This window comes from Phenylobacterium sp., from assembly GCF_035276905.1.
Lineage (GTDB): Bacteria > Pseudomonadota > Alphaproteobacteria > Caulobacterales > Caulobacteraceae > Phenylobacterium.
This window is the reverse complement of sequence record NZ_DATELG010000162.1, coordinates 44,186-55,878: the sequence shown is the minus strand read 5'-3', so window position 1 is coordinate 55,878 and position 11,693 is coordinate 44,186. Positions and strand designations below refer to the sequence as shown.

General features: G+C 68.8%; 10 protein-coding genes. 6 read left to right on the top strand and 4 right to left on the bottom strand.

Annotated features, from left to right (window positions below):
• Window positions 1-968: FAD-dependent oxidoreductase (locus VJS38_RS07580; protein WP_324087545.1), on the top strand; the 968-nt coding region annotated here is incomplete at its 5' end.
• Here the strand turns inward: VJS38_RS07580 and VJS38_RS07575 are convergent.
• Together VJS38_RS07575 and VJS38_RS07570 are read right to left on the bottom strand one after the other, a co-directional pair.
• On the bottom strand, window positions 952-1,734 hold the full coding sequence (locus VJS38_RS07575) for a sulfite exporter TauE/SafE family protein (RefSeq protein ID WP_324087544.1): 783 nt from the start codon (window positions 1,732-1,734) through the stop codon (window positions 952-954). The two genes, VJS38_RS07580 and VJS38_RS07575, sit on opposite strands and share 17 nt — an antisense overlap.
• 139 nt (window positions 1,735-1,873) lie before the next feature.
• Window positions 1,874-2,239, bottom strand: a complete 366-nt coding sequence (locus VJS38_RS07570) for a hypothetical protein (protein ID WP_324087543.1) — start codon at window positions 2,237-2,239, stop codon at window positions 1,874-1,876.
• Window positions 2,240-2,392: 153 nt separating this feature from the next.
• On the opposite strand from VJS38_RS07570, the gene VJS38_RS07565 reads away from it, so the two are divergent.
• From VJS38_RS07565 to VJS38_RS07555, 3 genes are all read left to right on the top strand, one after another.
• Window positions 2,393-3,148 (top strand): SDR family oxidoreductase, encoded by a 756-nt coding sequence (locus tag VJS38_RS07565; RefSeq protein ID WP_324087542.1) that lies wholly within the window; start codon window positions 2,393-2,395, stop codon window positions 3,146-3,148.
• Between the two features lie 98 nt (window positions 3,149-3,246).
• Complete coding sequence (locus tag VJS38_RS07560) at window positions 3,247-3,465, top strand: hypothetical protein (RefSeq protein WP_324087541.1); 219 nt, start codon at window positions 3,247-3,249, stop codon at window positions 3,463-3,465.
• Window positions 3,462-4,943: a PAS domain S-box protein gene (locus tag VJS38_RS07555; protein ID WP_324087540.1), complete on the top strand. Its 1,482-nt coding sequence runs from the start codon at window positions 3,462-3,464 to the stop codon at window positions 4,941-4,943. The genes VJS38_RS07560 and VJS38_RS07555 overlap by 4 nt, the downstream gene beginning before the upstream one ends.
• A gap of 26 nt (window positions 4,944-4,969) precedes the next feature.
• Here the strand turns inward: VJS38_RS07555 and VJS38_RS07550 are convergent, their stop codons facing one another.
• Both VJS38_RS07550 and VJS38_RS07545 read right to left on the bottom strand, forming a co-directional pair.
• On the bottom strand, window positions 4,970-5,893 hold the full coding sequence (locus tag VJS38_RS07550) for a hypothetical protein (RefSeq protein ID WP_324087539.1): 924 nt from the start codon (window positions 5,891-5,893) through the stop codon (window positions 4,970-4,972).
• Between the two features lie 219 nt (window positions 5,894-6,112).
• Window positions 6,113-6,760, bottom strand: coding sequence for a TetR/AcrR family transcriptional regulator (locus VJS38_RS07545; RefSeq protein WP_324087538.1), 648 nt, complete (start codon window positions 6,758-6,760; stop codon window positions 6,113-6,115).
• Between the two features lie 457 nt (window positions 6,761-7,217).
• Between VJS38_RS07545 and VJS38_RS07540 the strand changes: the two genes are divergently transcribed.
• Both VJS38_RS07540 and VJS38_RS07535 read left to right on the top strand, forming a co-directional pair.
• Window positions 7,218-10,658, top strand: a complete 3,441-nt coding sequence (locus tag VJS38_RS07540; protein ID WP_324087537.1) for an indolepyruvate ferredoxin oxidoreductase family protein — start codon at window positions 7,218-7,220, stop codon at window positions 10,656-10,658.
• A gap of 43 nt (window positions 10,659-10,701) precedes the next feature.
• Window positions 10,702-11,667: a fumarylacetoacetate hydrolase family protein gene (locus tag VJS38_RS07535; RefSeq protein WP_324087536.1), complete on the top strand. Its 966-nt coding sequence runs from the start codon at window positions 10,702-10,704 to the stop codon at window positions 11,665-11,667.
• Window positions 11,668-11,693 lie beyond the last annotated feature (26 nt).

Sequence of the window (11,693 nt, the reverse complement as noted above, 5' to 3'; positions counted from 1 at the left end):
CGGGCGGCTCCGGCAATCCCGCGGCCCTGGTCACGCCCAGGCTCGACGCCGGCCTGGCGGCCCCGGCGCGCCTCTTCGCCGGCGCCTTCCGCCGCGCGGTGCAGCTCTACGAGGCCTGCCCTCAGGCGGTCATCGCCCGCGGCGTGCTGCAACTGGCGGCCGGCCCGCGCGACCTCGACCGGTTCGCCCGCATCGCCGGCTGCGACCTCTTCGAACCCGGCGCGCTCGACCTGCTCGACGCCGAGGCGGCGAGCGCCCGGCTGGGGGAGGCTGCGTCCGCCGCGCTCGCCCAGGCGACGGCGCTGGTCGTCGATCCCGCGCCGATCCTGGCCGACTGGCTGGCGAGGCCGCGGATCGCCCGCGTGACCGAGCTCGTCCGCAGCGAGATGGGCTGGCGCCTGCGTGACGCCGCCGGAACGGAGCTCGCCGAGGTCGACGCGGTGATCCTCGCCGCGGGCCTGGGGAGCGCCGCGCTCGCGCCGTCGCCGGGGCTGCAGCCGGTGCGCGGCCAGGCCAGCTGGGCGAAGCTTGCGGATCCGCCGCCGGCCTGCGCCTGGGGCGGCTATGCGGTCCCGACGCGCGACGGCGTCCTGTTCGGCGCGACCCACGACCGCGGCGACATGGGGCTGGAGGTGCGCGCGGCGGACCACGCACGCAACCTGGAAACGGTGACCAAGACCCTGCCCGCGCTCGCCGCGCGGCTGTCGGCGCGGCCGCTGTTGGGCCGGGCCTCGCTGCGCGCGACGACGGCGGACCGGCTGCCGGTGGCGGGCGAGGCGGACGGCCTGTTCCTGCTGACCGGCTTCGGCTCGCGCGGCTTTTCTCTGGCGCCGCTGCTGGCCGAGCATGTCGCGGCGCTGGCGATGGGCGCGCCGAGCCCGTTGCCGGCGGACCAGGCCGAGCTGGTGGCGCCCGCCCGCTTCGCTCGCCGGCTCGCCCGTAAGGCCGCCGTCAGGTCAACAGCTTGACGCCGACCAGCACCAGCACGCTCGCCAGCACCGGGCGCAGCACCCCATCGGGCGTGCGCGCGGCCAGCACGCTGCCCAGGATGATGCCGGGGACCGAGCCCGACAGCAGCGAGACCAGCAGGATCCAGTCCACCGAGCCCATCATCCAGTGGCCCAGGCCGGCGATCAGGGTCAGCGGCACGGCGTGGGCGATGTCCGAGCCCACCAGCCTGGCGATGTCGGTGCGCGGGTAGAGGATCAGCAGCACGGTCATGCCAAGCGCGCCGGCGCCGACCGAGGTCAATGAGACCAGAGTCCCCAGCGCCGCGCCCAGCAGGATCGTCAGGGCGGCGACCTGGCCCTCGCCCAGCTCCATCGCACGCGACGCCAGCGCCTTGACGATGGTCTTGCGGAACAGCACCGCCAGCGCGGTGACCAGCAGCGCCCAGCCCAGGGTGATGGTGATCAGCGAGCCGGCGGCCGGGCCCTTGTGCTGGTGCAGCAGCCACAGCGTAAGGATCGTCGCCGGCACGCTGCCGGCGGCCAGCCGGCCGACGATCTTCCACTGCACCGTGCCCTTGAAGCCGTGCACCCCCGTGCCGACGGTCTTGGTGGCGGCGGCATAGAGCAGGTCCGTGCCGACCGCGGTCGTCGGGTGGATGCCGAACACCAGCACCAGCAGCGGCGTCATCAGCGAGCCGCCGCCCACCCCGGTCAGGCCGACCAGGAAGCCGACGACCAGGCCTGAGAGCGTGTACAGCGGGTTGATGTGGTCGAGCAGGTGCACTCGCGGGCGTCCGGACTGTGGAACCGCCGCGACCTAGACGCGGCCGGCGGCCCACGGTCAAGCAACCGGCGCCGCAGAAAATCTGCGGGTGTGATAGGTTTTCGTGGGTCGAGCACAGCGCGGGCGCGCTCAGGCGCGGCTACCTGCGGCCGGATTCGCCCGTCGCGTCCGGCTTTTCTCCGAAGACCAGCGGCGGCGTGTGCCCACGCCCGAAGGTCGGCCGGCAGAGGCCGAAGCGTTCGCAGGCCCCGGGCGAGCCGTGGACCAGGTCCCATTCGAACAACTCCGGCGCCTCGGAGGCGGTCCAGCGGTCGCACAGGGCGTCGCCCGCCAGCTCGGCCGCGAGCGGCGACAGCAGCAGCACGCGGTGGCGATGGTCGGGCATGGTCCGGGTGAAGAGGGCGATGTCCACCGAGTCCTTGTTGGCGAGCGCCAGCAGGCGGACGCCCTCATGCAGCTGTTCGTAGCTGTCCTGGATCGAAATGACGCACTGCTTCCAGCCCATGGCCGGCCTCCATCAGATGAACGCGATGGCCGGCGCCGAGGTTGCTGCGGCTCAGCCGCCCCAGGCTTCGGCTATCGCGGGGCGGCGGGTTGCGAATACCATGCCTGCGCAGACCTGGGCCTCGCTCGACCGCGGGCGGGCGGAGGAGACGTCATGAGCACGAAAGTCGCCGCAAAGGTCGCCCTCGTCACCGGCGCCGGCAGCGGCATCGGCCGCGCCTCGGCGCTGGCGCTGGCCCGCGCCGGCTGGCGCCTCGTCCTGGTCGGCCGCCGGCCGGAGCCTTTGGCCGAGCTGGCGGGCGAGATCGGCGAAGCCGCCCTGCCTTTGGCGGCGGACGTCGGCGAGGCGGCAAGCGTGCGCGCCGCCTTCGCGGCGGCGGCCGAGCGCTTCGGCCGCCTGGACCTGCTGTTCAACAACGCCGGCGTCAGCGCCAAGCCCGGCCTGATCGACGCCTATGCCGACGAGGAGTGGGACCGGGTCGTGCGGACCAACCTCACCGGCGCCTTCCACTGCGCGCGCGAGGCGTTCCGGCAGATGCGCGCCCAGTCGCCGCAGGGCGGGCGGATCGTCAACAACGGCTCGATCTCCGCCCACGCGCCGCGGCCGGGCTCGCTCGCCTACACAGTGACCAAGCACGCGATCACCGGCCTGACGAAGAGCCTGTCGCTGGACGGCCGGCCGTTCCGCATCGCCTGCGGCCAGATCGACATCGGCAACGCCGACACCGATCTCGCCGCGAAGATGAAGATCGGCATGCCCCAGGCCGATGGATCAGTGCGCGCCGAGCCGGTCATGGCGGTGGAGGATGTCGCCCGCGCCCTTGTCTACATGGCCGAGCTGCCGTTGGAGGCCAACGTGCAGTTCATGACCCTGATGGCGACGAACATGCCGTTCGTCGGGCGAGGGTGAAGCGGAGCGATCCCGGCCTGGCTCCTTGACCAGGGTCCCTAGCGCCGCCGCATGCCGCAGTGGAAAGCACCTAGCGCGGGAAGGTCCGGATTCTCACGGTGGTCGAACTTCCCCTGTTGGCGCAGCTCGGCCAGACAGCTGAGGATCCACCGTCGACAATCCGGCGCCGGGCCGTCAATGTCGCGATGCAGCATGAGGCGGCGCAGATGGCCAATGTCGCGGAAAAATCCGGCCTTTTCGGCGCGCGCTTCGACGCCAAGGGAGGCTTGTCGTCATCGTATTCGGGCCTTCGCCCCTCTCCGCGGAGATCATGGTGAGCGTGGAAGCCGCCGACAGCAACCGGCCACAGCTGGCCAGCGCCTATCTGCGCCTCCTCAATGAGGCCGCAGGCCGTCTGCTGGCGGCGACCGACGCCGAGCTGGCGACCGCTGAGCTCTTCGCCTTGATCCGAGGCGAACTCAGGCTTGACGTGTACGTCAGCTACACGGCCGAGCCGGACGGCCGGTTGCGCCTCGGCGCTGTCGCCGGCGTGGACGACCCGCGCCGCGACGAGGCCGCCTACCTCGAACTGGGCGCGGCCGCATACGAAGGTGCGGCCTCGCGCCGAGAGCCACGTTACGCGGCCGGGATCCACTGTTCCGAAGATTCGCGGGCCGTTCTGCTGAGGCGCCTGGGGCTGACCTGCTACGCCTGCACCTCGATGCTCGTGGGGCCGCGACTGCTCGGCGGGCTCGGGTTCGGGCGCCGCCACGGGGAGAAGTTCAGCGAGGACGAGCTGCAATTCCTCCGCACCGTCACGCAGTACTTGGCGATGGCGAGCGAGCGGCTGCGCGTCGAAGCCGCGCTGCGCGAGAGCGAGCGGCGGCTGAACGCGGTTCTCGACAATGCGAGCGTGGCGATCTTCCTGATGGACGCCCGCCAGCACTGCACCTACATGAACGCGACTGCGGAAAAGCTGACGGGCTACAGCCTGGAAGAGACATTCGGCCAGCCGTTGCACGACGTGGTGCACCACACGCGGCCGGACGGCTCTCCATACCCGCTCCACGAATGCCCGATCGACCGCGCCTACCTGGAGAACAATCAGGAGCAAGGCGAGGAGATCTTCGTCCACCGCGACGGGCGCTTCTATCCCGTGGCTTTCACCGCAAGTCCTATTCGCGACGAAGAGTCGAAGACCGTCGGCACCATCATCGAGGTGCGGGATATTTCCGAGCAGAAGCGCAACGAACAGGCGCGAGAGCTGCTCATGCGCGAAGTGGATCACCGGGCCAGGAACGCGCTCGCCGTGATCCAGTCGATCGTGCAACTCACGAAAGCTCCGAACACTGCGGCCTATAAGGAGATCGTGCTGAACCGCATCTGCGCGCTCGGGCGCGCGCAAGGCTCGCTCGCCGCCCAGCGGTGGGAGGGCGCGCCGGTGCGACAGGTGATCGAGCGCGAACTCGAGGCCATCGCCAAGCCTGGGCAGTTCAAGCTCGTGGGTCCCCACCACATGCTTCGACCCGAGCAGGTGCAGCCGCTCGGAATGATTTTCCACGAACTGGCCACTAACGCCGCCAAACACGGGGCGCTCACGACGGTTCCGGGACGCGTCACGGTCCGGTGGCGGTTCTCTCCTCGCGGCGGGCTCGACATTGACTGGGAGGAAATCGGCGGCCCGGAGGTCCAGCGGCCCTCGCGCCAGGGCTTCGGATCGCGGCTCATGGAAGGCCTGGCCAAACAGTTGAACACGGCCATCGAGCGGGAGTGGCGCCGGGAGGGGCTCGTCGCCAGCATCCGGCGCCTGAGCTGACCGACGCCGCGCCCGCGCAATCGGCTCTAATCTCCGGCGGGTAGCAGACCCTCCGCAAGGTGGGGAAGGGCGGAGCCTTGCGCAGGGGCGATCCGCGCGACGTAGGTCTCGATCTCGTGCTCGTCGGGGTCGGCGCCGATCACAGTCGAGACGCTCAGGCCTGACCGACGGGGCGACAGGATGACCTTGCAGCCGTTGTTGACGTAGTCGGCGGTCAGATAGGGCTCCGAAGCGACGACCTGGGCGAGGGAGAGGCCGCTCTCATGGGCGATCGCGCCCGCCAGGGCGAGCGCGTAGATCCGGTTACGGCGGGCATAGGCCGCGACCTCGGCCCGATGCTCGCCGAGGAACACATAGGGGTCGTCGCCGATGACCACGTTGGCGATGCGGGGGTCGGCCTGCGCGGCGAACACGCCGGCCTGTGGCCGCGCGCCAGGCGAGCCAAAGGTGACCGCGCGGTATTTGTCGTCCCCGGCATGGGCGAACATGAAAAGCTGCACCACTGCGCCGCCGAAGCTATGTCCGACCAGGAGCACCTTTCGGCGGGCCGCGGCGTCTGCTTCAAGAGCGCGCATCAGCGGCCGGAATTGTCGATACGGCGCATTGATGTCCCGCAGGTCGGCAAGCCAGGTGGCGGCATCGTCGCTTCCCCCAAAGCCGACAACGAGCACGGACGCTTTATCGAACTGGGCTGTCATGACGAGGGCGGTCGCCGATTCATTCCGATAGCGCCCGGCCCGAAGCGAAACGCCGGCGATCTCGGCGGCGTGGAAATCGGGCGGCGGCGTCGCTGTCGGATCGCCCCCATAGGCGGCGTCGGCAAATCGGGCCAGCTTCCGCAGGATCTGGGCGCAGTCTGCAGGGCTGAGCGAGGGCGAAACGGCGCAACTTTCGGCCCGGGCCGTCCGCGCGGGCGGGGCGGCGCTGTCCGGCGCGCCGCCGCCGAGCAACAGGCCTGCAGCCAAGGCTGGAGCGAGCCCGGCTCTCATCGAAAGCGCTTCCCGGTCGGTCTGATGTTCGGACCAGCGTGCCCGCGCGCCGCGACGCCTGCATCAGGTCAACGCCCCAAGGTCGCCTCATAGACCGGCGCGGCCGACGGCTCACATTGCCTAGTCGCCGGACAGCCACGCCCCCGGCGAAGGTCCGCCTCCTGGAGCCTTCCGCTGTCCTCAGGACTTGCCGAGCGGGATGACGTTGGGGGCCGGCGAGGCCGGGGGGCGCGGTGGCGAAGCGGCGTCCACGCCCGTCGCCGCCAGAGCTTTGAGCCCGCCGGCCGCGAACGGCAGCAAGCTCCGCAGGATGTCGTCGGCGGTGGCGAGCGAATCGTCGCCGGTCAAATCTTCATATTTATTATTATCGTACACGGCGCCGAGCATGGCGAATACAGTATAGGTGAAGCCGCGCGCCAATGCGGTCTCCGAGGCTCCCGGGATGGCGCGCACAAGGGCTTGGTAGAATTCTCGGGCTGTCGGGTAGAACAGCCGTATGTTCAGGTCTCGCCAGCGTTCGCCGTGGTAGACTTGGTTCGTAAGCCGCGAGTAGTTCCGCCATTCCGGGCGGAAGCCCATCTCCACGGCCGGGCGAACGAAGGCGTCGAGCACCTGCTCAATCGTGGGGTCTTCGTGCTTGCGAAGGGCCGCAAGCCGAGCTGCGTTCGCTTCGTCCGCCCTGCGGGCGACCACCTCTTCGAAGAGCTTCTCCTTGCTTTTGAAGTGATAGCTGACCAGCCCCAGCAGAACGTCCGCCTTCTGCGCCACGTCGCGCATGGAGATGGAGTCGTAATGATCGTTGCCGAAGAGCTCTTCTGCGGCGTCCAAGATCGATTGCCGGGTTTTAGCGCCTTTGGCCAGGATCGCCTTGTCTGCAGCTTCACGCATGGTCCGAAAATAGGGCGGTTCACTCCGGTGGCAAGCGTCCAGGCCCGGGGAGGGGCGGCCAAGGCGCTTCGACTGGACAGTCGTACAATAATGGCTAGAGTGGCTCTCCTGAGCGAGGAGGGAGAGCCGTGTCGCTGATGTTCAAAGCGCCGCAGACGAAGGTTTTTGGGGGGCCGCGCGACCGAAGCTATGCGCCACCCGTCAAGCTGCGCCGGAGCGAGCTTCGGATCCAAAGATCACACTAGAAAATGGCTGATGAACGCGGCGGCGTTTCGAGAAGGCCCTGGCCAGGCTCCGCCGCCAGGTTCCCTTGCCGTTTGCAGGGATGTCCGGCGCCTGCTCGCGCCACTTTCCCGCACGACGCCTTGGTCAACGTCGCCGAACGAGGTTCAAGACCATGACGGTGCTCGACTACGACTATAGACTTGAGGACAAGTATCTCCGCGCCTCGGGCCGGGTGTTCCTCACGGGTATTGAGGCGCTGGTCCGCCTGCCGATGCTGCAGCAGCAGCGAGATAGGTCGGCAGGGCGGAACACGGCCGGTTTCATCAGCGGGTACCGCGGTTCGCCTCTCGGCGGCTACGACAGCGCTCTATGGAAGGCGCGCAAGCAACTCGCCGACAATGGCGTGGTGTTCCAGCCGGGGCTGAACGAGGAATTGGCCGCTACCGCCGTGTGGGGCTCGCAACAGCTCGACCTTTATCCCGCGGAAGCCAAGGTGGCTGGCGTCAACGCCATCTGGTACGGCAAGTCGCCCGGCGTGGACCGGGCGATGGACGCGCTGAAGCATGGCGCCCTGGCCGGATCGTCCAAAAGCGGCGGGGTCCTGGTCGTGGCGGGCGACGACCATGCCTGCCAGTCTTCCTCCGCCGCCAGCCACAGCGACTTCAACTTCGTCACCGCGGGCATTCCCACCCTGCAGCCGACCGGCGCGCAGGACATCATCGATTACGGCCTCTGGGCGTTCGAGCTCTCCCGTTTCTCAGGCCTGTGGGTCGGCTTCAAACTGGCCGTGGATACGGTGGAGAGCGGCGGATCGGTGGACGTGTCCCCCGATCGGATCCACACCATGGTCCCGCCCGACTTCGTCCTTCCCGAAGGCGGCCTCAACATCCGCTGGCCGGACCCGTTTCTGGAACAGGAGCGGCGCCTGTTCGGGCCGAAGATGGACGCGCTGGCGGCGTTCGCGCGGACCAACTCGATCGACAAGGTGGTGCTGGACAGCCCCAGGCCGCGCCTGGGGATCGTCGCTGCGGGCAAGAGCTACCTGGATGTGCGTCAGGCGCTGGCGGACCTCGGCATCGGCGAGGCGCAGGCGTCCGAACTCGGCATCCGGGTCTACAAGCTCGGCCTTTCCTGGCCATTGGAGGCCCGCGGGGCGCTCCGGTTCGCGGCGGGCCTGGAAGAGATCCTCGTGGTCGAGGAGAAACGCGGGCTCATTGAGGAGCAACTCGCGTCCCTGCTGTACCGCATCGAAGGGCCGCGCCCGCGGATCGTGGGAAAGAAGGACGAGGCGGGGCAGGCGCTGATCCCGCCTTTCGGAGAGGTGAATTCGGCCTTCGTCGGCCGCGTCATCTGCGAGCGCCTGCAGTTCCTGAACGTGGATGTGCGGCCCTTCGCCCAACGCCTGCCGGCGGCGCAGCTGCTTGCCAAGCCCGACGTGGTGCGGCAGGCCTACTTCTGCTCGGGTTGCCCGCACAACACATCCACCAAGCTGCCTGACGGCAGCCGGGGCATGGCCGGCATCGGCTGCCACGGCATGGTGATGTGGATGCCGGAACGCAACACCGGCCCGGTCAGCCAGATGGGCGGAGAGGGCCTGCATTGGGTTGGCCAAGCGCCCTTCAGCAGCCGGGCCCATGTGTTCCAGAACTTGGGTGACGGCACCTACAGCCACTCGGGGCTGCTTGCGATCCGCGCGGCCGCCGCGGCGGGCGTCAACATCACCTACAAGATCCTCTACAACGACGCTGTCGCCATGACCGGCGGTCAGCCGGTCGAAGGCCACCTGACCGTCCCGCAGATCACCCATCAGGTGAAGGCGCAGGGCGCCAGAAAGACCGTCATCGTCACCGACGACGTGGGCCGCTATGCCGGCGTTAGCGGATTGGCTCCCGGCGTGACCGTCCGCCCGCGCGAGGAGCTTGACGTCGTCCAGCGCGAGCTGAGCCAGACGCCGGGACTGACGATCCTGATCTACGATCAGACCTGCGCGGCCGAAAAGCGCCGCCGGCGCAAGGGCGGCTCCTTCCCGGATCCGGACCGGCGCATCTTCATCAACAAGCTGGTCTGCGAAGGATGCGGCGATTGCCAAGCCGCCTCCAACTGCATCTCGGTCCAGGCGGTGGAGACCCCGTTCGGCCTGAAGCGCCAGATCGACCAGTCCAGCTGCAACAAGGACTACTCCTGCGTGGAGGGGTTCTGCCCGAGCTTCGTCAGCGTGAAGGGCGCCAGGGTGCGCAAGTCCAAGGTCGCCACGGACGACCCGGCCGAGGGCCTGCCGGCGCCTGCTGCGCGGCTGGACGAGCCCTGCAGCATCCTGATCACCGGCATCGGCGGCACCGGCGTGATCACCGTCGGCCACATCATCGGGATGGCGGCGCACCTGGAAGGCCGCGGCGTATCGGTGCTCGACAATACCGGCATGGCCCAGAAGAACGGCGCGGTCATGAGCCATGTGCGGCTGGCGCCGAAGCCTGCCGACCTGTTCGGCGTGCGCGTGGCGCAAGGCCGGGCGGACCTGTTGCTCGGTTGCGACATGGTCACCGCCGTCAGTCCGAACGCCATGGCCTCGCTGGCGGAGGGCGTCACCTGGGCGGTCGTGAACGACGACGTGGCGCCCGTCGCAGCCGGGCTGACGCGTCCGGACTACCGGATCAACGTCGCCGCAATGCGCAACAAGCTGCGCCGGGCCGTCGGCCGCGAAAATCTCCACCTCGTGCCGGCGACGCGGATCGCCACCCAGCTGATGGGCGATTCGATCGCGGCCAACATGTTCACCCTGGGCTACGCCTTCCAGAGCGGCCGGCTGCCGCTATCCTACGAAGCGATCAAACGCGCCATCGAGCTCAACGGCGTCGCCATCGAGGCCAACCTGCGGGCGTTCGCCTGGGGCCGCCTGGCGGCGCACGACCTCGACAGGGTGACGACGGCGGCCCGGATGGAAACCGAAAGCGCCGAGGCCGAGAGCCTGGAGTCGGTCGTCGGGCGGCGCGTCGCCTTCCTCGAGGACTACCAGAACTCGGCCTATGGCGAGGCTTATCGGCAGTTTGTCGAGCAGGTCCACGCCGCCGAACAACGCATCGGCGCCACCGACTTCGCGCTGACCGAGGCCGTGGCCCGGTCGTTGTTCAAGCTGATGGCCTACAAGGACGAGTACGAGGTGGCGCGCCTCTATCGCTCGCAAGAGTTCCGCGAGGCGCTGAAGGCCCAGTTCGAAGGCGACTACAAGATCAGCTTCCACCTGGCGCCCCCGATCCTGGCCAAGCATGACCGGTTCACCGGCAAACCCGTGAAGCGCACGTTCGGCGGGTGGATGCAGGGCGCCTTCGCCCTCCTGGCGCCGCTCAAGGTCCTGCGCGGCACGCCCTTCGACATCTTCGGCATGACCGCCGAGCGTCGGCAGGAACGCCGGGACATCGAGGACTTCAAGCTGCTGGTCGGCCGTCTCATCGAGGGCCTGTCGCCGGCGAACCGGGACGTCGCCGTGAAGCTGGCGGCTTCGGTCATGCAGATCCGGGGCTACGGCCACGTCAAGGACGCCAATCGCGCGCGGGTGCTGCAGGAGCAGGCCGAACTGCTCGCCACCTTCGACTCCGCGCATGCGAAGGCGGCCTGATCAATCCGCCGCCGCCTGCAACACCTCTAACAGGAGATGGCCCATGAAGTTGGTCACTGTTGCTCGCACGCCGCTCGGCGCGCCCGGTTGCGTCGTAGGCGGGGAGGTCCTGGATTTCGGCCTGGCGGCCGACGCGCTTCCGGTCGCGGCGGAGGCGCCGGATTCGGTCGCCGCCATTATCGACATGTCGGGAGACGGGTTGGCGGCCGTCAACCGGATCCTGGACGCCTTGGCGAGCGTCTCGAATGAAGTGCGCGGCACGCTGCGGCGGCGCGGCGCCCTGCGTCCGCTGGACGAGGTCCGATTGATGGCGCCGCTGCCGCGGCCGAAGATCCTCTTCCTGCACGGACAAGCCTACCATGGCCACGTGCAGGACTGGGATCCCAACGCCCCGCGGGAAAAGCCCGATCATCCGCCGGCCGGCTTCATCAAGGCCTTGCATTCGATCACCGGGCCGTTCGATCCCATTCAGATCCCCGCGGCGGCTCCGGACTACATCGACTACGAAGGGGAACTGTGCGTCGTCTTCGGCCGCCGCTGTTTCGGCGTAACCCGCCAGGAGGCGATGGACTATGTCGCCGGCTACACGATCCTGAACGACGTATCGGCGCGGGACTGGACCCGCGCCGAGGCGCAAAGCCACACATTCGTCCACGCCCGGCCGGCGTTGAACATGATCTACAAGAGCTTCCCGACCTTCTGTCCGATTGGCCCCTACGTCACCACCAAGGACGAAATCCCCGACCACCGCAGCCTGCGACTTGTCACGCGGCTCAACGGGGAGGTGATGCAGGATGCAATCCTGTCCGATCTGATCTGGGACATCCCGGACCTGATCGAGAGCTACTCGAAGTCGATTCCCTTCGAGCCGGGCGACATCCTGAGCACCGGCACCCCAGGGGGCGTGGGCGCCGGACGCAAGCCGCCGGTGTTCATGAAGGCGGGAGACACCATTTCCGTCAGCGTGGAGGGCGTCGGGGAGATCAGGAATCCCGTGACCGGTCCCTGAGCCAGCGCGGTGACCGCTCGTGAGCG

What these genes read in the sequence shown, in the direction of transcription:
- VJS38_RS07570 (WP_324087543.1), bottom strand. Translation starts at nt 2,239, where the DNA reads ATGGGCTGGAAGCAGTGCGTCATTTCGATCCAGGACAGCTACGAACAG.
- VJS38_RS07565 (WP_324087542.1), top strand. Translation starts at nt 2,393, where the DNA reads ATGAGCACGAAAGTCGCCGCAAAGGTCGCCCTCGTCACCGGCGCCGGC.
- VJS38_RS07540 (WP_324087537.1), top strand. Translation starts at nt 7,218, where the DNA reads ATGACGGTGCTCGACTACGACTATAGACTTGAGGACAAGTATCTCCGC.
- VJS38_RS07535 (WP_324087536.1), top strand. Translation starts at nt 10,702, where the DNA reads ATGAAGTTGGTCACTGTTGCTCGCACGCCGCTCGGCGCGCCCGGTTGC.